The sequence below is a fragment of the Actinopolymorpha cephalotaxi genome, from assembly GCF_013408535.1.
Taxonomy (GTDB): Bacteria; Actinomycetota; Actinomycetes; order Propionibacteriales; family Actinopolymorphaceae; genus Actinopolymorpha; species Actinopolymorpha cephalotaxi.
On the sequence record NZ_JACBZA010000001.1, the window covers coordinates 4,375,918 to 4,396,883 of the forward strand.

Sequence of the window (20,966 nt, forward strand, 5' to 3'; positions counted from 1 at the left end):
GGTCAGGCCCTGCGATGCCGACCGGGTGGCAGTGTCACCCGCGGCTCGGTTGCCGGCTCGGCCCACGGCTCGGCCGGCGAAGCGGAGCTGTCCGGGCTGTCCGGGCTGTCCGGCACCAACCCGCCCGCGGGATCCTCACGGGCCAGCCGCCACATCGCCGCGCAGCAGCCGACCACCAGGAACGTCAGGTTGGTCACCATCGGGAAGCCCAGCGCGTCGAACGTCCCGAAGGAGAACGCCGCCACCGCCACGCTCGCGGCGAAACACTGCGCGAGGTGGCGGACCTCGGGGTTGGTGCTGGCCCGGCGCGCGCCCCGGGCGAGCAGCCAGCCGGCCGCGAGCAACGCCAGCAGTGCCACCAGGCCGACCAGCCCGGTCTCGACCACGGAGCCGAGGTACTGGTTGTCGAGGATGCGGTAGGTCCCGGGCAGGTAGGTGCCGAGGCCCTGGCCGAACCACGGCCGGTGGGCGAACGCGGTCAGCACGGCACTGTAGTCGTCGGTGCGGGCGTTCGTACTCGAGTCGTTCCCGATCGAGGTGACCAGGTTGCGGATCGTGCCCATCAGGCCGGGAACGACCGCCTGCATGGCGATGGTCCCGCAGCCCAGCACCATCAGCGAGACCACCCGGACCTTGCCCGACCACACCGGCACCATCACCACGGCGGCCACCGCCATCCCGAGGATCGCCGAACGGGAGACCGTCATCGGGATCGTCGCCAGCAGCAGGAACACCTGGATCCGGTGCCGCCACACCGTGCCCGGCCTGGCGTGCAGCAGTCCGTGCACCGCCAGCGGCAGCACCATCGTGAGCACCACGCCGAGCTCGATCGGGTGGGTCGCGGTCGCCATCGGCCGGTTGAACTCGTCCCGCCGAAGCACGGTGGAGAAGTCGGAGTTCGCCGTCAGCCCGGGCACCGCGAGGTAACCCGCGATGTCGATCCCGCTGAAGAACTGCACGAGTCCCAGGGCGGCCACGATCGACCCGCCCGTCACCAGCCGCCGGCGCAGCACCTCCAGGCGTTCCAGCCCGGAGATGCCGTCGGCGGCCAGCAACGCGACTCCGGCCCAGCCGGCGACGAGGATCAGCCCGCGGTCGGCGCCGTTGATCTCCAGTGCCGGCCTGGGTTCGGCCTGCATGACCGCGTAGCTGGCGAGCGCCGACACCACGAAGAACACCACGACGGCACGCAGCGGCTGACGTCCGCGTACCGGCGTCGTGTCCGGGGTGATCAGCGCGCTGAGGTACCACAGGGTGCAGGCGACCGCCATCAGACCGGCCGGGGTGCCGGCCGCACCGAGTGGGCCGAGGACGTACCGGCTGGGCAGCAGCATGAGGATCGCGACGAAGACGCTCAGCACCGTGGTCGGATCGATCCGGCTGGCGACGGCGCGGCCGACCTGACCGGCCCGCCCGGCGCGGTCGGCGCTCCCCCCGCCGGCGCCCGGCCGGTGACCGGCCAGTGGAGCGAACAGCAGGCTGGTCACCACCCGGCTCAAAGGTCCTGCTCCGGGGACGCGCTTCGGGGAGTGACGACCGGCGCGCGGCCGGACCGTACGAGATGGTCGGCACGGGTCGGCCGGGTGGCCCGCGGCGGGGCGCTCCACCCGTTGGCCGGGTGCGCGGTCTCCACGGGCGGCCGCACCGGAGACCGGCCGTTCACCTGTCGCGTTCCGGTCGAGGTCCGGGGCGTACGCCGCCGCCTGGCCGCCATCGCCTCCGCGGACAGGGGCACCACGATCGTGGTGACCAGCCCCGCGAACAACGCCATCGCGAGCGTACGAAGCTTGCCTTTGGCCTGTCGGGTGGGCGGCGTGGTGGACACGTCGGTGATCCGGATCCGGGCCTGGCTGTCCACCCCGGCCTCGGACTGGATCCCGGCCAGCCGCTGGGTCACCAGCTCGGTGACGGCGGACTGGGTGGCGCGGACGTTCTCGCGGTCGGATCCGGTCACCTCGACCGACAGCACCGGTCCGGCGGTGTCGGGCGGCACCTTCACCTCGTACTCCGAGGTGAGCTTGCGCGCCTTCAGCTGCTCGGCGATGTCGTTGCCCATCACCTCACGCCCCACGACCTCGGCGGTGACCGTCAGCGAGCCGTCGAACAGCAGGTACGGGTTTCCGCCCGCCTGCTTGGACTGGTAGGGAGAGGCCAGCAGCACCACCGTGGACTGGGCCTGGTAGCTCCACGGGAGCACGAAGTATCCGGCCACGACCCCGGCGATCGTCAGCACCAGAAGCGGGACGGTCAGCATCCATCGCCGTAGCAGGATGTTCACCGAGTCGAGCAGGTCCACCAGGCCCCCCTAGCTTGGACCCGTCTTGTCGATCCACCGACAAGATCGCGGGCCATCACCGATGATACGAAGAGCGCGGTTCGCAACCGGGTGAAAAGCCAATAAAGGTTGCGGATCGCGTACGTGCGAACGGCAGGTACGGGCGCGGCAACGGCCTTGGGGGGACCATGACCTTGCGGGACATCTGGACGGCCGCGTTGCGCCGGCCCTGGCTGGCACTTGCCGTGGCGGCGTTGTGCGGACTGTGGAGCTTCCACCAGGTCGCGGCGCCGACCGTCTACGAGACGCGGGCGGTGGTCACGATGCTCAGCCCGAAGACGAAGTTCCCGCGCAACGCCTACGCCAGCTTCTCGCAGGGACTCGTGATGCTCGCGGAGGCTTCGGCGCAGTCGGCTGCCAACCCGGCGACCCGTGAGCTCATCCGCCGGGCGGGTGGCACCGGCGAGTACGCCGTGGTGCTGGACAACCGGGGCAGCGAGGAGCTTCCGATCCACGACCAGCCGTACCTCTGGGTGTCCGCCAGGTCCACCGACGCCGGCGAGGCCCAGCGCACCCTGGCCGCCACGATGGGGGTGCTGCGTACGCAGCTTCGGCAACGCCAGGAAGCGGCCGGGGCCTCCACCGCCTCCCTGGTCACCTGGCGGGTGACCGGTGGCAGCGGAGGCCCGGTGGCGTTGCACGGCAGCCGGATCCGGCAGCTGGCCGGGCTGGGCCTGATCAGCGTCCTGGTCACCGCCTACGCCGTGGTGCTGGCCGACCGGAGGAGCCGATGGCTCCCCCGGTCGTTCCGGCTCTCCCCCTCGTCCCGGCTCCCGAAGCGGCAGGCCGGGTAGCGTCACAGGTACTCGACCAGCGGACCGGCCATCCGGTGCCGGCAGTCGATGACCAGTGACGCGTGCCGGGCGATCAGGTCGTAGTCGAACCCGTCGTGGTCGGTCAGCAGCACCACCGCGGTGGCGGCCGCCACCTCCTCGGCGGTCGCCTCCACCCGCTCCACCAGATCGTCCACCGGCGTGGGCTCGAGCACGAACGGGTCGGCGCCGCGCACCTCGGCACCCAGGCTGGACAGCAGGGTGACCACCCGGACGGCGGGAGACTCCCGGGCGTCGCCGGTGTTCTTCTTGTACGACAGGCCGAGCAACAGGATCCGCGACCCGTTGATCGAACGCCGCCTGCGGTTGAGCGCCTGACCCACCCGCCGTACGACGTAGTCCGGCATGTGCTCGTTGATGTCGTTGGCGAGCTCGACGAACCGGAAGCTCTGGCCCAGTTTGCGTTCGACGTGCCAGGACAGGTACGACGGGTCGATCGGCAGGCAGTGCCCTCCCACGCCCGGCCCCGGCGTGAACCGCATGAAGCCGTACGGCTTGGTCGAGGCTGCCTCGATCGCCTCCCACACGTCGATGCCCAGCCCGTCGGCGAACATCGCGATCTCGTTCACCAGCGCGATGTTGACGTGCCGGAAGGTGTTCTCCAGCAGCTTGGCCAGCTCGGCCGACTGCGTGCTGGAGACCGGGATCGTGGTCTCCACCACGGTGTCGTAGAACGCCTGGACCGCCTTCTGGGACTGCTCGTTCACCCCGGCGACGATCTTCGGGGTGTTCAGCAGCGTCCAGGTCGGGTTGCCCGGGTCGATGCGTTCGGGACTGTAGCCGAGGAAGAAGTCCTCCCCCGGCACCAGGCCGGATCCCTCCTCCAGCAGCGGCGCCACCAGGTCGGCGGTGGTGCCGGGATACGTCGTCGACTCCACCACGACGGTGGCGCCCGGGCGCAGGTAGCGCGCCAGGGTACGGGCCGCGGACTCGACGTAGCCGAGGTCGGGAAGCCCTTCCTGCAAAGGGGTCGGCACCGCGATCAGCGCCACGTCGAAGCCGGCGAGGTCGCGCGGATGCACGGTGGGCATCAGCTCCCCCGAGTCGACCAGGCGTTCCACCAGATCGGTCGGGACGTCCTCGATGTAGGAACGCCCCGCGCACAACGACTTGACGCGGTTCTCGTCCAGGTCGAACCCGATCACCCGGTGCCCCACCTGTGCCGCGCGGACGGCCAGCGGCAGCCCGACGTAGCCGAGCCCGACCACGACGACCCTGGCGCCGGCCACCGGCCCCTCGTACTCATGTGTCTCGTTCTCGTTGGTGCTCATGGCCCGCGCTCCTCAGGTCGCTTCGTGGGCGGAGGTGATGTCGGCACCGAGCGGCGCCGAGGGTGGGCGGTGCCGAAGCTCGCTCGTCACCATGCGGAGAAACGCGGTGTTCGTCGCGAGGTAACGCGGGCCGAGGCGGCGGGGTTCCTGCAGCGCTCGGAAGAGCCACTCCATGCCGTTGCGCTGCCACCACTGCGGTGCGCGCTGGATGTGCCCGGCGAGTACGTCGAACGACCCGCCGACACCGTGCACCACCGACGCGCCGGTCGCGGCGCCCCACTTCTCGACGAAGTACTCCTTCTTCGGTGAGGACACCCCGACCAGCAGGAGGTCCGCGCCGGACTCGCGGATCCCGGCCACCACGTCCGCCTCGTCGCCCGCGTCGAAGTAGCCGTTGCGACAGCCCGCGATCGCAAGGTCCGGGTGCCGGCGCCGCACCTCCGCCATCATCCGTGCGAGGACCTCCTCGGTGGCGCCGAGGAAGTACACCCGGTGCCCGCGCCGCTCGGCCTCGGGCAGCAGCCGCATCATCAGGTCGATGCCGGCGACGCGTTCCTGGACGGGCTCGCGCAGCAACCGCGCCGCCCACACCACCGCCTGGCCGTCGGCCAGCACGAGCTCGCAGCTCATCACCGCGCGCCGCAGCCGGACGTCCTCGCGCATCCGGACGATCTTCGCCGCGTTCAGCATGCCGATCCGCACGGTGCGGTGTTCCTCGACGGCCTTGACGCACTCGGCCACCGACTCGTCCATCGTCAACGGGTCGAGACCGACCCCGAGCAGCCACCGGCGGCCGGTGTCCCCTCTGCCCGTCGTTCGCCCGGCCACCTCTGTTCCCCCGGTCATCGCGTTCCCCCCTGCGACGCGTTCAGCCAGGTGAACAGCAGCCAGCCGAACTCGTACGGCCTGCATTCGGTGTCGACGGCGTTCGGCGGTACGACGCGGTCCAGCGCGTCGACCCGCCAGCCGGGGCGTACCCGGGTGGTCATCGCCCGGGTGCCCCGGACCGCCTTGCGCGGATCGCGTCTGGCCACCTTGCGCCAGGTGACGCCGAGGTCGTCCAGGATCAGCGGACGGTCGGTCTCCGGCGCGTCGGCCATCCAGCGCAGGCCCCGCCGGATCGCCTCGGCGTGGTCGGTCCCGCCCGCCTCGGCGAGGTCGAGCAGTGCCATCGGCGCCATCGCGTGCTGGTGGACGCTGTAGACCGGGTATCCCTCGACGACTCCCCCGGTGCGCGCGTCGTAGTGCCACCACCACTGGCCCGCGTCGCCCTGCGCGGTACAGATTCTTTCTGCCGCACGGTCCGCGACGCGTACGGCCTCCTCGTCGCCGGCCCGGGCCAGCGCCTGGATCGGGTACACCTGGTCGGCGAAGCAGCCGACGTGCGCGCGGTAGGACGGCACCAGGCCGCGGCCGTTCACCTCGTGGGCGAACAGCCCGCCCTCGCGGACACCGAGCAGCAACCGGCGGCGGGCCCACTCGTAGTGCGACCGCAGGTCCGGTACGCCGACGACCTCCCGGGCGGCCGCCAGCGCCGACAGCACCCAGGCCGCGTCCACGGTGAACACCGCACCTCCGGCGTCCATGGCGGCCAGCCGGGCGAGCACCCTGGGCAGGTCCTCGTGCTCACAGGCGGCCGCCGCCCAGCACACCAACGCCACGTCGCCGAGGGAGGTCACCGCACCGGTTCCGGTGTCGAGTACGCGGGAGACCAGGCCGGCCACCAGATCGTCGACGCTGACCCCGCCGAGCACCGCGCGCTGGCGGTCCTCGGGGAGGAGGCGAGCGCCCAGCGCGGTGATCGCCGTGTAGCGCAGGCTGCTGCCCTCCGGCAGCACCCGCGGCCGACCGGCGGCGTCGTACACACCACGCATGGTGAAGACGAACCCGTCCCCGACCCGCATCGCGGGCAGGCCGCGAAGTGCGACACCGATCAGGCGGTCGACCAGGGCCGCCACGTCGTCGGGCGTGCTCGCCGGGCCGGTGAGCACGTCCACCCGCGAAACCGCTGCCTTCATGACTGCCTCACCGCCACCAGGGACTTCGCGAGGCCGGCGACCTTCTCGCTGCGCAGCTCCGCGTCGGGGAAATAGGTACGCATCTCGGTGCGACTGAGCAACTCGACGCCGAGTACTGCGCCCAGCGCCTGCTCGTCGCTGTCCAGCGGGGTATGCACGAGTGGCCAGTGCCGCACCAGGCGGGCCCGCGCGGCGACGGGCAGGAACTGCACGCCGGGGCAGAGCCAGTGCGGCTCGACCGGAAAGTATCGGTAGGGCGTCTGCACCCAGTAGCGGTCGGCGAGACCGCTCACCGTCTCCGCGAACCGCCGGCGGCGGTGATGTCCTCCGACGTGCTCGATCACCGAGTTCGACACGACGAGGTCGTACTGTGTGGCGGCGATTCTCCCGGGCAGGTCACAGGCGTCGGCCAGGTCCGCGCGCAGCCAGGGCGGCAGGTCCGCCGGCGGTTCCTCCAGGTTGACGACGTGAACGGCGGCCGGTCGTACCGGTGCACGGAGCCAGGAGTCCGCCGTTCCCCCCAAGTCGACGACGGACATCTCCGGCAACTGTGGGAACGTTTCCAGCAGCCACTGCCAGCGGCGTGCGCGGAAACGCTGACCCATGGAGTCGGGGGCGTCCACGAACCGTCTGCGAAGCGCGTGCAGGTGGTCGGGTCGGTGTGTCCAGGTCTTCGGTGAGGAAGCAGCGCCGCTGGACTCTCCGCGGCTGGTCAGGACCGTGTCGTGGGTCATGGGTTGGTTACTCCTGCTCTGCTCTGTCTGCTTCGAAGAGACCGGCCGGCCAAGGACGCGGGATACCGCAGGGAGTGGTCAGGTCGGCGGGTTCGGTGCGGTGGCACCGTCGCCCGAGTACCCGGTCAGCGGTCCGTCGTCAGACGAGCGGACACACCGGGGTGAGGAGTTGCGAACTGCTTGGTACCAACGCGGATGGCCGGGGAGCTCGTCCCGTCACCTTGTCGGTAAGAGTGGCCCGAAGGGCTCGCGCACCAACGTAATGGGAACGTTCCCAGTCCGTGGTGGGAACGACGAAAGATCGTCTACCGCCGGGCGTTCGAGGCTGTTGTTCAGCTTCACGGGCGACACGACGGACGGCACGACGCCTTGTCAACGTGTGCCTGCGCGCCGCCGGGCGGCGAGACGATTCACCGGCAACCGCAGGTGCCGGGCGCTTCACCCGGCGGAACTTTCGAAGTGAGGTCACAGCGCTCCCCCCAGATCGCTGAGGCGAGCATAGGCGAGAATTCGATCAATGGAGCCGGAATCGGCACAAGATCGGAACTTGCTGACCTACTCCGACGATCTGTGCCGTATCGCCTCGTGAAACGCCTTGTGAGACTAGGATCTCGCGGATACGCCGGTTGTCCGGAGCCAGTCCGCGGCGGCCAGCACCGCGCGCGCGACCTCGGCGACGTCGCGCCCGTCGGTGTCGACGCGGAAGTCGGCGACGTCGTCGCGTTCGAACTGCGCCGACAACTCCGCGGCCCGTCGCGTCAGCTTGTCGAGGTCGGCTCCGCGCTCGCGGCCGCGGCCGACGATGCGAGCCGCCAGTTCCTCCTGGCCCGTGTGCAACCTGCACAGGACCGCAGCGGCGTTCGGAACCGCGTCCGCGTACATCGCGAGGCCGTCCCGCGACTCGACCACCCCGGCGGCCAGCACACATCGCGCCCCCGCGGCTCGGTAGTTCCGCCACATCGCGCCGAGGTTGCGGGCCTTCATCCGCTCGTTGTACGGGTCGTCGCCGGGAACGGGCCGGCAGGCGCCGAGAAGGTCCAGGTCCACGAGCGCTGGTGCGTCGCCGGCGTCGACGAGCTGCCCGAAGATCTCCCACGCCACCGTTGTCTTGCCGACGCCGGGTGGACCGGAGATGAACAGGATCGGCACCGGGTGACCACGCATGGCGAGGACCGTATCCACTTCCCGGGCATCCGAACGATCCGTTTTCCGTCCGTACGCCGTCCCGGCGCCGGCCCGCGCTTGTTTCGTACTCTCAGCCGACCCGTCGGTTCAGTGGTAGTTGAGCTTGGACAGTTCGACCGTGCCACAAGAAACGACCATGGTTCTACGGGTTGAGGGGTACCAGGAATTTCCTTGTGGACAAGGGTTTCCCGCGAGCGAGAGTCGGTCTTGTGCGGTAGAATCGAACGCATGAGCGACGGCGGTGGATACTTCGGCGGTGACCTGGGCGATGGTCCGGGTCGTCGCCGGGTGCTGCCGGGCGGGTTCGCTGATGTGCCGGGTGGGCCGCGGCTTGCGGTGCTGCTCGCCTCGGTGGATCGCGGGGTGTGTAACGGGTTCGAGGTGGAGGAGCGGGCCAGGGCGTGGCGGCGGCTGATCGGCTGGGCGGAGGCCGAGTGTCTGGCCGAGGTGAACGAGCTGGCCTACGCCGAACCCGGTATGCCCGACGAGCCGGCGCAGCGCAGTCCCGAGATGGACCCGATGACCCAGGCCGTGCTGGAACCTTTGCTGCGGTGGTCGGGCTACCACGCCAGCTGGTATCTGGCGCTGGCCCTCACCCTGCCCCGCCTGCCCCGGACACGAGCAGCGCTGGCGTCCGGGCAGTTGGAGCTCCCCGACGTGCGGGCGATCGTGGACCGGATCACCGACGCGAAACCCGACCTGTGGGATGCGATCGAGGACGCGATCTTCCCGAAGGTGCTGGAACTGCGGGGCGGGCTGTTGCGGGCCAAGGTCGAAGCCGAGGTCGTCAAAGCCGACCCCGAGGCTGCCGGTAAACGCCACCGCGCCGCGCGGACGGGGCGGAACGTCGCGATCTGGCCCGCCGTGGACGGTGTCGCCGACCTCGCGATCCGCGGCCTGTCCGCTGATCAGGCCGCGGAGGCGTACGGGTACATCGACGCGATTGCCCGTGCCGTCAAGTCCGCCGGTGACCCGCGCAAGCTGAGCCAACTACGCGCCGACGTCGCCTACTCCCTGCTCAGTGGTTCCGCCGACCTCATCGACTGCTCGGCTCCGGTGAGCAAGGACAACCACGCCGACCAGGGCCAGAGCACGCAGGACCACGCCGCGCAGGACCACGCCGCGCAGGACCACGCCGCGCAGGACCATGCCGCGCAGAGCCAGGCCGCGCAAGACGAGGCGCAGGACGACTCCGGGCAGGACGACTCCGGGCAGCAGCCCGCGGACGGTGACACTCCGCAGGAGCGGGCCGGCGGCGAGCAGGTCGGCGGCGAGCAGGTCGAAGACGAGCCGCAGGCCCAAGAGGACATGCGGCCCGCGAGCGAGAACGAGCGGGCGCAGGACGAGACCGGGCAGGGTGGGGAGGGGCGCTGTGCCGTGCACCGGTTCCCCGACCACGACCTGCACGACAGCTGGTGTGAGTGCGGGAACTGTGCTCCGGCACCGGTGGCCAGCTGCAGCGTGTGTGGTACGGCCGCGATGAACGGGGTCCGAGTCCACGACACCGCCGCCCACGAGGCCGCAGCCCGCAACGCCGAGCCGCCGGATCCGCCGGATCCACCTGATCCGCCGGGTCGGCCTGATCCGCCGGATCCGCTGGGTCGGCCTGATCCGCCGGATCCGCTGGGTCGGCCTGATCCACCGACAGACGAGTCCACACCGCCGCCACCGCCGTGGACCTCTTCGCAGCCGAGCTGGGGTCCGATCAAGACGCGCGCCAAGGTGCAGCTGAACATGCCGCTGACCACCCTGATGGGGCTGTCCACCCAGCCCGGCGAACTCGGCGGGTTCGGGCCCATCATCACCGAGGTGGCTCGCCGGATCGTGGCGAACCACCTCGACAACCCCGAAGCCAGATTCAGTGTCGGGGTCACCCACCCGGTCACCGGACGGTTACTGCACCTGCACCCGATCCCGGCGAGGTTCCTGCGCGGACTGCAAGCCGAGCTCGTCCATGCCCGCGACCAGCGCTGCGTATGGACCACCTGCCGAAGACCAGCCGCCACCTGCCACCTCGACCACAACACCGAGTACGCCGACGGCGGAGAAACCTCCGTCGACAACATCGCGCCGTTGTGCCCACGCCACCACAAGGCCAAGACCGAACGGGACTGGAAACTGAAGCAGACCGGACCCGGCGAACACAGCCTCACCGACCCGTTCGGCCGCCAGTACCACAGCGGAGCGCCCTCCCTCACCGACCCGGTGGTGCCGGCCGAGCCAGAAGCCGCCACCGCCGGTGCGAGGAGGGCCGAGGATGACCTGCCACCGTTCTGAACCTCCCGTGGCCGGTGGTCAACATCACCTTGACGTCGAGGGGTTCCGTCGGGTGCGGTGGGCAGCCGAAGCCGATGACGATCCAGGCGGGAGGACCATGAACCACCGCGGCGAGGGGCGCCCGCCGGACGAACCACCGCAGCTGCCGAGGTTCGGTCCGATCCGACAGGTCCCGCCGGACGGCGTACTGCGGGCGATGCCCGGGGCCTCCTCCGGGACCCGATGGCGGACGGACCGGTTCGGCGGCGACGAGGACCACTATCCGAACGGCGGCATCTGGCAGTTCACGGCGCGCCCACCGGCCTCCGAACCGACTTCCGAACCGGCCGCCGACGCGTCGTTCAGCACGATGGTGAAACGCACCGGAGTCAACCACCTCGGCACCGACCCGGTGTGGCGTGGCCGGCCCGATCCGGCGGATCCGCAGTGGTGGGGGCGGGAGGCCGCGTTCTACGAGTCCGACCTCGCCACCTCCGGATGGGCTCCCGGCGTGCGCGCCGCCCACTGCTATGCGGTCGACGACCACGACGGCTGTCGCGACGTGTGGCTGGAGACGGTGAACGTCCCGGCGACCCTGGACGTCTGCGAACGCGCGGTCGCGGGCCTGGCCCGGTGGCAGGTCGCCACGGCGAGCGCCCGGCACTCCTGGCTGTCCGAGGACTGGATCCCCACTCACGTCCGCCGTCGCGATCTGGACAACGCGCGTACGCTGGCGCACCCGGCCTGGCCGTCGGCGATCGAACGCGGTCTCGACCCGGCCCTCCGCGACGTGGTCGCGGACAGGATCACCGACCCGGCGAGGATTCGCCAACTTCTCAAGGGGTTTCCGCGGGTCCTCACCCACTACGACTTCCACAACGCCAACCTCGGCCTGGTCGCGGACAAGGTCGCGATCATCGACTGGGCGTACGTCGGCTGGGGCCCGATCGGGCACGACACCGGCCACCTGGCGGCGGACGTCGCCGGCCGCGAACTGCCGCCGGACAAGGTGTGGGAGGTGCTGCTGTCGGCGTACTGCGACGCCCTCACGGAGGCAGGTTGGACCGGTGACCCGGCCGTCGTGCGCCGGGCGACGACGACGTCGAACGTCCTGCGCCTGGGCTGGCAGATCGACCACGTCCTGAGCATCGTCGAGGATCTGCGCGACGACGCGATCCCCGCCGTGAACGCCAGACTTCGGCTGTTCGCCGAGCTTCAGGCCTCGCCGGAGATGATGCGGTGAGCCGAAAGAGGCGGCAGGTCACTTCTCGTACCAGTAGGTGAAGGTATCCGCCGCCGCGCCACGTCCGGGGCCGTCTGTCGTCGCAGCGTCCGCCGCCTCACCGTGCTCGGGGACGAAGGTGAACACGCCATGACCTCGCAGCCCGGTCAGCTCCCGGGTGGCCGACCCGGGCACGACCTCCCAGTGCCCGTGCACGAATCCGGCTCCCGTGGTGTATCCCTGCGCGGTGAGTACGAACGACCCCGGCCGGCCGTCGAGCGTGCCGTCGAACCGCTCGACGCCGGTGAAGGTGTCGGTGCCGTCCGCGCGTACCACCCGGACGTGGTCGGCGACCCCGGTCCCGGCGAGGGACCCGGTGAACTGCTCGGTCAGCACCGTCGACACCAGCGAGATTCCACTGTCGTCCGCCGGGCTCACGACCCTGAGGTCGTAGTCGACCACCACCACCGTGCTCTGGCCAGTTCGCTGACGTTCTGGTTGCTCCACGCTGTTCGACATGGAGTCCAGGATCACGCCAGTGACCCCTCGTCCGCCACCACGTGGCCAGGGAGGTTCCGGCCGTCGTCCCGATCGGTTCCGGACCGCGACGATGGCCGACGAGCAAGCCGTGCTTGACGACGCCTCGTCAAAGCGCCGTTGACAGGTGACACGTCACGTTCAGGGACGCGTCACAGCCTGTCCTTGGTGTCCTTCGTCCCCACCACCATCACCAGCGCGGCGAAGACGAGCGCCACGGTCATGAGGGTGCGGTGGTGCGCCTGGAATGCCCACAGCGCAAAGGCGAGAGTCGCGATCCAGTAGATTCCCCACCGTGTCATGTCAACTCCAGTGTTCATCTTGCTGGCATCGTGACACCGGGGCGGAAGCCGCGCCACGCTTTTACCGAAGTACGGGGACTCGGTGCATCCCAGCCAATTTCGTCCGGCAGTTGCCGCATTCCTGAGGTCGAACCCCGCGCGAGGATCGACGGCACGCCCGCCCGTCTTGACAGCCCGGACCCCTGAGGCGTATACAACTCCCTAGTTGTACAACCAGTGAGTTGTTTACTGCCCAGGGGGCATCCATGCTGATGGATCTGATCGCCGCGGAGCGCGCAGCGCTGACCGAGGTCCTGGCCGGTCTCGATGCCGGCCAGTGGCGTGCACCCACCCTGTGCGCCGGATGGACGGTGAGCCACGTGGTGGCCCATCTGACGATGCCGTTCCGGATCTCCGAGCAGGAGTTCATGGACGCGATGCGACGGGCCGGTGGCCGGTTCACGGTGATGTCGGACGAGATCGCCGAACGGGACAGCCGGCTTCCGCCGGAGCAGCTGGCCGCCGCGTTGGGCGACAACGTGCACACCCCGTGGAGCCCACCGGGCGGCGGGCTGGCCGGAGCGCTCAGCCACGACGTCATCCATGGCCTCGACATCGCCCGGCCGCTCGGCATCGAGTACCCCATTCCGGACGACGCGCTCACGACGGTGCTCGACCTCATCACCGGCCCCGAGCACGCCAACACCGACGGCACCAATCCGTTCGGCTTCCGGCTGGACGGCCGCCGCCTGTCGGCCACCGACCTGGACTGGTCCGCAGGGTCCGCAGGGTCCGCAGGGTCCGGTGAGCTGGTGGCCGCGCCGGCCAGGGACCTGGTGCTCCTGGCGGCCGGTCGGCGACTGCCGTGACGGCCACCGACGACCTCACGGTCACCTTCGCCGCGCTGGCGGACCCGACCAGGCGGGCCATCCTGAGCCGGCTCGTCGACGGAGAGGCCACGGTCAACCAGCTGGCCGAACCCTTCGCCCTGACCCAGCAGGCGGTGTCCAAGCACCTGAAGGTGCTGGAGCAGGCCGGCCTCGTGTCACGTACGCGGACCGGCCAGTCCCGGCCGTGCCGGCTCGAACGCGACCGGTTCGACGCCGCGGCCGACTGGATCGACCGTCACCGCCAGGTGTGGCAGGACCGCTACGACAGGCTCGACGAGCACCTCACCGACCTACGGGACGACGACCAGGAGTCCGGCACATGACCCAACCCGGCGAGTTCACCTACCGGCGCGTCCATCGAGCCGGCCGCGAGCTGCTCTTCGACTGCATGACGAAACCCGAGCACCTGGCCCGGTTCTGGGGACCGGCCGGCACCTCCACACCCGTCGACGGCATCACCATCGACCTTCGGCCGGGTGGCGCGTTCGAGACGGTGATGGTCAACGACAGCGACGGCAGCCGCTACACGATGCGCGCCGTCTACGTCGAGGTGCGGCGGCCGGAGAAGCTGGTGTGGACCGAGCCCGACGTCGAAGGCGGCATGACGACCACGATCACCTTCGTCGAACTCGACGACGAGCGGACCGAGGTCGTCACCCACCAGACCAACGTCCCGCCGATGTTCAGCCGGCCCGAAGCCAGGGACGGCTTCCTGACCAGCCTCGACCGCTTCGCCGCCTACGTCGGGACCCTTCCGGGAGCCGTGTCCGGCTGACCGAGACCGGCTGACCGGGACCGGCCTCGCCACCCGGCCGCCGGTGAGCGTTCACGCCGACGTCGCCCCACGGCGGTCCGTACGGACTTACCATCGGCTCTTGTTGATCAACAGCCTGGAGGGGTGGTCCGACCGTGCCCGAGAACCTGAACCGACGGAGTCTGCTGCGCGCGGGTGGTCTGCTGGCCGCCGCCGGCGCGACCACCCAGATGCTGCCCGGGGTCGCGTTCGCCGCCCCGGCGCAGGGTGAGACGCAGACGACCCGGACCGTCACCGGCACGTTCACCCCGAGCATCCCCGACTGGTACTACCTTCCGGTCGAGGTGCCGCGCGGGGTGAAGCAGATCGACGTCGTCTACTCCTACGACAAGCCGTCCGTGCCCGACGGCTACCGGAGCAACGCGCTCGACATCGGCATGTTCGGTCCGGAGGGCTTCGAGCTCGGCAACGCCCGCGGGTTCCGTGGCTGGTCCGGTGGCTTCCGGGACCGGTTCTCGATCAGTGCCTCGGCGGCCACGCCGGGCTACCTGCCCGGCCCCATCAGGACCGGCACCTGGCACGTGATCCTCGGGCCCTACACCGTCGCCCCGCAGGGGCTGAACTACCGCGTCGACATCACGCTGACCTTCGGCCGCGCGGACGCGCCGTTCCGGCCGAACCCCGCTCCGGCGTCGGCACCAGCCAAGGAGCGCGGCCGGGCGTGGTACCGCGGCGACTCCCACCTGCACACGGTCTACTCCGACGGCCGGCGTACGCCTGACGAGCTGGTCGCCGACGCCCGCGCCGCCGGGCTGGACTTCATCGTGTCCACCGAGCACAACACGACCAGCGCCCATTACATGTGGGGCGAGCACGCCACCGACGACCTGCTGATCGTCAACGGCGAGGAGATCACCACCCGGTCCGGCCACTGGGCGGCGATCGGGCTGCCGGTCGGTAAGTGGATCGACTGGCGCTACCGCGCGAACGACCCGCAGGACTTCCGCACGTTCGTGGACGAGGTGCACGCCAACGGCGGCCTGGTGACCGCGGCGCATCCGTTCGCGAGCTGTTTCGCGTGCAGCTTCGAGTTCAGCTACGAACTCGCCGACCTGGCCGAGGTGTGGAACGGCCCGTGGGATCTGGAGGACGACCGGTCCGTCACCACCTGGGACGGCCTGCTGCGTACCGGGCGGTGGATCCCGGCCATCGGCGACTCCGACGCGCACAGCCCGGCCAACATCGTCGGCCTTCCGCACACCGTCGTACTCGCCGACAGCCTGCGCTCCCGCGACCTGCTCGCCGGGCTGAAGGCCGGCCGGTCGTACCTGGTGGAGTCCAAGGACGTCGAGGTGACGTTCACCGCCAAGGCAGGTGGGCGTACGGCGAACATCGGTGGCCGGCTGCCCGTCGACACCGGTACGCCGGTGGCGGTCGAGGCCACCGTGTCCGGAGCTCCGGGAACGACGCTCACCCTGCACGACCAGAACGGCCCCAAGCGGAACCTGACCGTGCCGGACTCCGGCACCGCGACCCTCGCCTGGACGACGTACTCCCGTTACAGCCAATGGGTTCGGGTCGAAGTACGCCGCGCCTCCGGGGGTGTCAACACCACAGTGCCGAACGCGATGGTGGCGATGACCAACCCGATCTTCCTCGGCAACAACTGAGGCGGGCTTGCCGCGCAAGGTGGACTTGCACCTCGACGCAAGTCCGCCTTGCGCCCGGCCCGCGCAAGGTGGACTTGCGCACGTGCGTGCGCGCTGGACACCGTCTCGTTGCGTGCCGTTCATCCGGCCGCGTTAGCGTCCCCGCGTGCAGGCAGAGCGGTGGCGCCCCACCGGGGGTCGACACGCGGCCCGACCCGAGGGGCCGCGCGGTTCTTCCGGCAACGCCGATCGCTCCGCCGACCACGCCGATCGGACTGCCGGCCAGACCGATCGGTCTGCCGGCAATGGCGCTCCGGTTCCCGGCAACGCCGCTCGCCTTGCCGGTGACAGTGCTCGTACGACGAGATGGCTGCGGCACCCCGGCACCGTCGATCGCGTCGCGGCCGTGATGTACGAGTCCCGCACCGGGCGGAGGTGGCTGTCCGCGGCGGAGGTCGACCGGGTCGGCTACCTCGCCAACGCCCGCGCCGTCCTCGAGTTCCTTGCCGCCGAGCACCCCTCCTGAGGCGCCGCGCCCGCGTGGGCAGGCCTCCCCTGCGGGCCTGCCCAGCCTCGGCAGTTCCAGCGGTCTCGCCACCGGTCAGGCCTGCTGCGCGTCCAGGAAGGCGAGGACGGTGGTGGCCCACAGCGGCGAGTCGACGATGTTGTAGTGGGTGAGCCCGGGCAGGATCGCCAGCGCGTGCCCGCCCTTCGGCCGCCCCTCCCCCATCCAGCCGCCGTCGCGCAGCCCGCCGTCGAGGAGCTTGAACACCTCGACGTAGTGACTCGGCGGCGCCATGTCCGCGTCGCCGGCGACGATCATCGTCGGCACCTGCAGGCCGCGCACCTCTTCGGAGTAGTCGAAGTCCTGCGCCATCGCCACGCCGATCTTGTCCAGCAGCCGGCCGAAGTCCTCCGGGCGCGGCGCCACCCGCTGGTAGAGCTCGTACATCGGGGTGTCCTTCATGAACTCCGCCGCCGCCGCGTTGACCTGGCCCTGCTGGGCGAGCATCTCCGCCGGGACGGCGTTCCGGCGGACGTGCGCCGAGGTGACGACCGCGCGGCCGACCTTCTCGGGGTACTTCGCGGCAGTGTGCAGGGCCACCCCGCCGCCGACGGAGAAGCCCACGACGTCCGGGCGGTCCAGCCCGAGGTGGTCGATCAGGGCCGCGATGTCGTCGGCCATCAGCGGGATCTCCAGCGGGCGGTCGATGTCGGCCGTGCGCCCGTGACCCTGCAGATCGGGGAGGATGACCTGGTGGTGTTCGGCGAGCGCCGGAAGGACCTCCGGCCCGAACATCTCGCCGGACCCGAGACCGCCGTGCAGCAGGACCATCGGGCGACCGGTCCCGTGCGTCTCGTAGTAGAGGTTGAGGCCGTTGACCTCGGCGTACTCACCGGTGCCACTGGACTTGGAGTTCCACTCCATGCTCACAGGTGTGCTCCTCACGCTTTCGTCGAGTCGGTTGCTCTTCAGTTGCCCATCAGACCGGGCACCCATCCTGAACTCATCGGTGGATCGGGGGCAGTTTCACCGAAGTCGTGCCGCACCCGCGCGGACGCACCGAGCGGGGCGCCGAAAGCCGTATGGTGACCGGCAGACCCCGTTCGTCTCCTGGAGGCACCCCGTGAGCGTCGACAATGCCCGAAGCATCGGCTCGCGCCGGATCGGCGACGAGGAAAGGCACATCTGCGCCGACCTGCTGGCCGACCATCACGCCCACGGCCGGCTGACCCAGGAGGAGTTCGAGGAGCGGCTCGGCGTGGCGCTGACCGCTCCGACGGCGCGCGAGCTGGGACGAGTGCTCGCCGACCTCCCGACCAGCGCTCCCGACCGCCCGCTTCCGACGTCGACGTCGGTGGAGCCGGCTCCCTCACCGGAGCCGCTGGCGTGGTCACTGTTGCTGATGGGAGGGACGGCGCTCGTGGTCTACCTGCTCAGCGTCATGATCTGCATGACGATTCCCGGATTCGGGATGGACGCGGCAGCAACGCTGGCGGTGGTGCCGAGCCTGCTCGGGGTGGTGGGCGGCTTCCTCGTCGCCAAGGGTCTGCCTACCCGGCCGAAATCGGACTGACCGGGGTGCACTTCCAGGTCGAGCTCGACGGACGTGGGTGACCCGGCGCCAGCATGCTCACCTCGGTCACGCCCCCGGGTCCTCCGTGACGGGCAGGCACTCAGCGAGCAGGTCGACGACGTCGCGCCAGGCGCGCTGCGCGTGCCGTGGGTGGTAGCCGACGCCGGGGACTGTGGGGTGGTCGACCGGCGGGTGGTGGAAGGCGTGCAAGGCGCCGCCGTAGACCGCGAGGCGCCAGTCGACGCCCGCGGCCTGCATCTCAGCGGCGAACGCGTCCCGTTGCGCGGGCGGCATGATCGGGTCTTCCGACCCGACCCCGGCCCACACCGGGCAGCGGATGCGCGCCGCCTCACCCGGTCGGCCCGTGGTCACTGCGTTGACTGTCCCGATCGCGAGCAGGCTGACGCCGGCACGCCCGAGTTCCAGCCCGATGGCGCCCCCGGTGCCGTAACCGACGGCGGCGATCCGGTCGGGGTCGGTCCGCGGTTCGGAGCGCAACACCTCGAGCGCCGCATGGCCGATGCCCCGCATCCGGTCGGGATCGGCGAGCAGTGGCATGCAACGGGCCAGCATCTCCTCGGGGTCACCCAGATAGCGCCCGCCGTGAAGGTCGAAGGCCAGCGCTACATATCCCAGCTCGGCGAGAGCATCGGCCCGGCGGCGCTCGACGTCGCTGAGCCCCGTGCCCTCCGGTCCGAGCAGCACCGCGGGCCGGCGGTCGACACCGGCCGGGAGCGCGAGGTGCCCGACCATCGTCAAACCGTCGGCCGGGTACTCGACCGTACGCGTCGTAATCGTCGTCATGAGACCGGACTGTAGTGAGGCTCAAGCCCGGTCCGGCCGCTTTTCTGCCGCAGGCAGAACAGCGCGGGTGTCCCTCTGCAACAGCCGACCCGCGTCCGGGGCGAGCACCTCACCGACGACGCGCGCGCCACAGGCTCCACGGCAGCACCACCGCGACCGCGACCGGCATCACCCACCAGGCCGGCGAGTCGGTACGCGCGACCACGGCGGTCACCGCCAGTGCGACGACGACAGCCACCGCGACCCGCCAGTCGTCGCCGACCACGAAGTCGTACCAGAACGCGCCGAACGTACGCAGCCGACCGATCACGACTCACCCACCTCCGCCTGCACGGTGGCCGGCGCCGTGACCGGTCCGCGCACACCACGCATCACGAACACCAGGCCGATCGCGAACACCGCTACCGCCGGCACGACGACCAGCAGAGCCGCGTCGGCGCCGGGCCAGTGCGCGCCGGCTCCCTCACTGCCCCAGAAGATTCCGAACGAGGTCAGCATCACGCCGACGACGAACTTCAGGGTGTTCTCCGGGACCCGCGCCAGCGGGGCATGGACGGCGAAACCCGCCCCGGCGACCAGCACGATCGCCAGCAGGGCCGCGAGGGCAGCCAACGGAACATCGTGCTGGTTGGTGCCGAACGTGACCGCGATGAACGCGACCTCGAGCCCTTCGAGCAGGACACCCTTGAACGCAAGGGTGAACGCGTACCAGTCGCCGACCAGGCCGCGCCGGCGTGCGCCGGCCGACCGGGCCGCGGCGAGTTCGGTCTGGAAGATGGCGGCCTCGTCGTGCAGCGCCTTGTGTCCGCTGGCGCGCAGGACCGCCTTGCGCAGCCACTGCAGGCCGAACACCAACAGCAGTCCGCCGACGAAAAGTCTCAGCCCGGTCAGGGGGATCACGGACAACGCCGGCCCGAGCACCGCGACCACGGCCGCGAGCACGACCAGCGCGGCGCCGACGCCGAAGCCGGCCGATCTCCACTCCCTCGCCGTCCCCGCAGCCAGCACGATCGTCAGGGCCTCGACGGCCTCGACCGCGCAGGCAAGGAAGACCGCGAGGAAGAGCGCCCCACTCGTCACATCCATCTCCCGGCAGGACGGCAGCATCACGCAGTACGCGGAGATCCTAACCACCGTTGAATTCGTTCGGTGAAGTGCCGGGTAAAGGTTTGCCCATACGTACTTCCGAACGTTCTGCCGGATTCGGCACGCTTTCAGGCTGTTGTCAGGACCGCACCCGGAGCCTGTGTGCCATGACGAGTGAGACACGACTGAAACCAACCGAAACCCCACTGCGGACCATGCTGAACAAGGTCCCCGAGGTGACGCTGTACTTCTGGATCATCAAGATTCTGTGTACGACGGTCGGTGAGACAGCCGCGGACTACATGAACGACACGCTGGGCTTCGGCCTGGACAGGACCTCCTATGTGATGAGCGCGGCCCTGGTCATCGCCCTGGTCTTCCAGTTCCGCGCCCGCCGGTACGTCCCGGGGATCTACTGGCTCTCGGTGGTCCTGATCAGCGTCGTCGGCACCCTGATCAGCGACAAGCTGGCCGACGACCTGGGCGTGCCCCTCGTGGTCACGACGGTCCTCTTCGCGGTGCTGCTCGCGATCACGTTCGCCGTCTGGTACGCCAGCGAGCGCACCCTCTCGATCCACTCGATCGTGACCCGTCGGCGGGAGACCTTCTACTGGCTGGCGATCCTGTTCACCTTCGCCCTGGGGACTTCCGCGGGTGACCTGTTCGACGAGAAGCTGGGCGTGGGGTACTGGCCGACGGTGGGCATCGTCGCCGCACTGATCGCCCTGATCGCGGTGGCGCACCTCGGGCTGCGGCTGAACGCCGTCCTCGCGTTCTGGGCCGCGTACATCCTCACCCGCCCGCTCGGCGCCTCGATCGGTGACGGCATGTCCCAGCCGGCCAAGAACGGTGGCTTCGGTCTGGGTACCACCGGCACCAGCTTCATCTTCCTCGCCGTCATCCTCGCGCTCGTCGTCTTCTTGTCCGTGACCAGGGTGGACCGCACCGAGGCCCAGGCCGGGGATCCCGACGAGTTGGACGAACGCGACTCCGTGGCCGTCTGAGCCTCCTGGTGGGCGGGTTGGTTTCCCGG

General features: G+C 70.3%; 22 protein-coding genes. 9 read left to right on the forward strand and 13 right to left on the reverse strand.

The genetic code is table 11. The features are described from left to right. Positions 1-2: 2 nt before the first annotated feature. The gene (locus FHR37_RS19350; RefSeq protein ID WP_092885154.1) at positions 3-1,490 is read right to left on the reverse strand and encodes an O-antigen ligase family protein; all 1,488 of its coding nucleotides are present in this window, start codon (positions 1,488-1,490) and stop codon (positions 3-5) included. Positions 1,491-1,495: 5 nt separating this feature from the next. After that, the gene (locus FHR37_RS19355) at positions 1,496-2,296 is read right to left on the reverse strand and encodes a YveK family protein (RefSeq protein ID WP_092885156.1); all 801 of its coding nucleotides are present in this window, start codon (positions 2,294-2,296) and stop codon (positions 1,496-1,498) included. Between the two features lie 167 nt (positions 2,297-2,463). Here FHR37_RS19355 and FHR37_RS19360 point away from each other — a divergent pair, with 167 nt between their 5' ends. Continuing rightward, positions 2,464-3,129: a hypothetical protein gene (locus tag FHR37_RS19360; protein WP_092885158.1), complete on the forward strand. Its 666-nt coding sequence runs from the start codon at positions 2,464-2,466 to the stop codon at positions 3,127-3,129. A gap of 2 nt (positions 3,130-3,131) precedes the next feature. On the opposite strand, the gene FHR37_RS19365 is transcribed toward FHR37_RS19360, so the two are convergent. The 5 genes from FHR37_RS19365 to FHR37_RS19385 all read right to left on the reverse strand — a co-directional run bounded on the left by FHR37_RS19365 (position 3,132) and on the right by FHR37_RS19385 (position 8,355). Then, a complete protein-coding gene (locus FHR37_RS19365) occupies positions 3,132-4,439 on the reverse strand; it encodes a nucleotide sugar dehydrogenase (RefSeq protein ID WP_092885160.1) in 1,308 nt (435 codons plus the stop codon). 12 nt (positions 4,440-4,451) lie between these two features. Next, the gene (locus FHR37_RS19370; protein ID WP_092885162.1) at positions 4,452-5,285 is read right to left on the reverse strand and encodes a WecB/TagA/CpsF family glycosyltransferase; all 834 of its coding nucleotides are present in this window, start codon (positions 5,283-5,285) and stop codon (positions 4,452-4,454) included. Further along, positions 5,282-6,457: a hypothetical protein gene (locus FHR37_RS19375; RefSeq protein ID WP_092885164.1), complete on the reverse strand. Its 1,176-nt coding sequence runs from the start codon at positions 6,455-6,457 to the stop codon at positions 5,282-5,284. The genes FHR37_RS19370 and FHR37_RS19375 overlap by 4 nt, the downstream gene beginning before the upstream one ends. Continuing rightward, entirely contained in the window at positions 6,454-7,191 is a 738-nt protein-coding gene (locus FHR37_RS19380) for a hypothetical protein (RefSeq protein ID WP_202818196.1), read from the reverse strand. Before FHR37_RS19380 ends, FHR37_RS19375 begins: the two co-directional genes overlap by 4 nt. A 603-nt stretch (positions 7,192-7,794) precedes the next feature. After that, on the reverse strand, positions 7,795-8,355 hold the full coding sequence (locus FHR37_RS19385; RefSeq protein WP_092885166.1) for an AAA family ATPase: 561 nt from the start codon (positions 8,353-8,355) through the stop codon (positions 7,795-7,797). A gap of 249 nt (positions 8,356-8,604) precedes the next feature. Here FHR37_RS19385 and FHR37_RS31845 point away from each other — a divergent pair, with 249 nt between their 5' ends. Together FHR37_RS31845 and FHR37_RS19395 are read left to right on the forward strand one after the other, a co-directional pair. Then, positions 8,605-10,653 carry an HNH endonuclease signature motif containing protein gene (locus FHR37_RS31845; RefSeq protein ID WP_238344801.1) on the forward strand — a complete coding sequence of 683 codons (2,049 nt, stop codon included), beginning with the start codon at positions 8,605-8,607 and terminating at the stop codon, positions 10,651-10,653. 97 nt (positions 10,654-10,750) lie between these two features. Further along, the gene (locus FHR37_RS19395; protein WP_175542615.1) at positions 10,751-11,875 is read left to right on the forward strand and encodes a phosphotransferase; all 1,125 of its coding nucleotides are present in this window, start codon (positions 10,751-10,753) and stop codon (positions 11,873-11,875) included. Positions 11,876-11,893: 18 nt separating this feature from the next. Here the strand turns inward: FHR37_RS19395 and FHR37_RS19400 are convergent, their stop codons facing one another. Continuing rightward, positions 11,894-12,373: a DUF3224 domain-containing protein gene (locus FHR37_RS19400; RefSeq protein ID WP_139239051.1), complete on the reverse strand. Its 480-nt coding sequence runs from the start codon at positions 12,371-12,373 to the stop codon at positions 11,894-11,896. Positions 12,374-12,543: 170 nt separating this feature from the next. Beyond that, on the reverse strand, positions 12,544-12,693 hold the full coding sequence (locus FHR37_RS19405; RefSeq protein ID WP_175542616.1) for a hypothetical protein: 150 nt from the start codon (positions 12,691-12,693) through the stop codon (positions 12,544-12,546). A 245-nt stretch (positions 12,694-12,938) separates the two neighbouring features. Here FHR37_RS19405 and FHR37_RS19410 point away from each other — a divergent pair, with 245 nt between their 5' ends. From FHR37_RS19410 to FHR37_RS19425, 4 genes are all read left to right on the forward strand, one after another. Beyond that, positions 12,939-13,541, forward strand: a complete 603-nt coding sequence (locus tag FHR37_RS19410) for a maleylpyruvate isomerase family mycothiol-dependent enzyme (RefSeq protein WP_202818197.1) — start codon at positions 12,939-12,941, stop codon at positions 13,539-13,541. Then, positions 13,538-13,885 (forward strand): ArsR/SmtB family transcription factor, encoded by a 348-nt coding sequence (locus tag FHR37_RS19415; protein WP_092885174.1) that lies wholly within the window; start codon positions 13,538-13,540, stop codon positions 13,883-13,885. The genes FHR37_RS19410 and FHR37_RS19415 overlap by 4 nt, the downstream gene beginning before the upstream one ends. After that, positions 13,882-14,337: an SRPBCC family protein gene (locus tag FHR37_RS19420; RefSeq protein WP_092885175.1), complete on the forward strand. Its 456-nt coding sequence runs from the start codon at positions 13,882-13,884 to the stop codon at positions 14,335-14,337. Before FHR37_RS19415 ends, FHR37_RS19420 begins: the two co-directional genes overlap by 4 nt. 134 nt (positions 14,338-14,471) lie before the next feature. After that, on the forward strand, positions 14,472-15,986 hold the full coding sequence (locus tag FHR37_RS19425; protein WP_237768922.1) for a CehA/McbA family metallohydrolase: 1,515 nt from the start codon (positions 14,472-14,474) through the stop codon (positions 15,984-15,986). Between the two features lie 580 nt (positions 15,987-16,566). On the opposite strand, the gene FHR37_RS19430 is transcribed toward FHR37_RS19425, so the two are convergent. Further along, positions 16,567-17,394, reverse strand: a complete 828-nt coding sequence (locus FHR37_RS19430; protein WP_092885176.1) for an alpha/beta fold hydrolase — start codon at positions 17,392-17,394, stop codon at positions 16,567-16,569. 199 nt (positions 17,395-17,593) lie between these two features. Here FHR37_RS19430 and FHR37_RS19435 point away from each other — a divergent pair, with 199 nt between their 5' ends. Further along, positions 17,594-18,043, forward strand: a complete 450-nt coding sequence (locus FHR37_RS19435; RefSeq protein WP_175542617.1) for a DUF1707 SHOCT-like domain-containing protein — start codon at positions 17,594-17,596, stop codon at positions 18,041-18,043. 66 nt (positions 18,044-18,109) lie between these two features. On the opposite strand, the gene FHR37_RS19440 is transcribed toward FHR37_RS19435, so the two are convergent. From FHR37_RS19440 to FHR37_RS19450, 3 genes are all read right to left on the reverse strand, one after another. Beyond that, entirely contained in the window at positions 18,110-18,847 is a 738-nt protein-coding gene (locus tag FHR37_RS19440) for a dienelactone hydrolase family protein (protein ID WP_092885180.1), read from the reverse strand. Between the two features lie 109 nt (positions 18,848-18,956). Continuing rightward, positions 18,957-19,157, reverse strand: a complete 201-nt coding sequence (locus FHR37_RS19445; protein WP_092885182.1) for a hypothetical protein — start codon at positions 19,155-19,157, stop codon at positions 18,957-18,959. Further along, positions 19,154-19,981, reverse strand: coding sequence for a COG4280 domain-containing protein (locus tag FHR37_RS19450; protein WP_202818198.1), 828 nt, complete (start codon positions 19,979-19,981; stop codon positions 19,154-19,156). The genes FHR37_RS19445 and FHR37_RS19450 overlap by 4 nt, the downstream gene beginning before the upstream one ends. Before the next feature lie 119 nt (positions 19,982-20,100). Between FHR37_RS19450 and FHR37_RS19455 the strand changes: the two genes are divergently transcribed. Further along, positions 20,101-20,937 (forward strand): COG4705 family protein, encoded by an 837-nt coding sequence (locus FHR37_RS19455; protein ID WP_237768923.1) that lies wholly within the window; start codon positions 20,101-20,103, stop codon positions 20,935-20,937. Positions 20,938-20,966 lie beyond the last annotated feature (29 nt).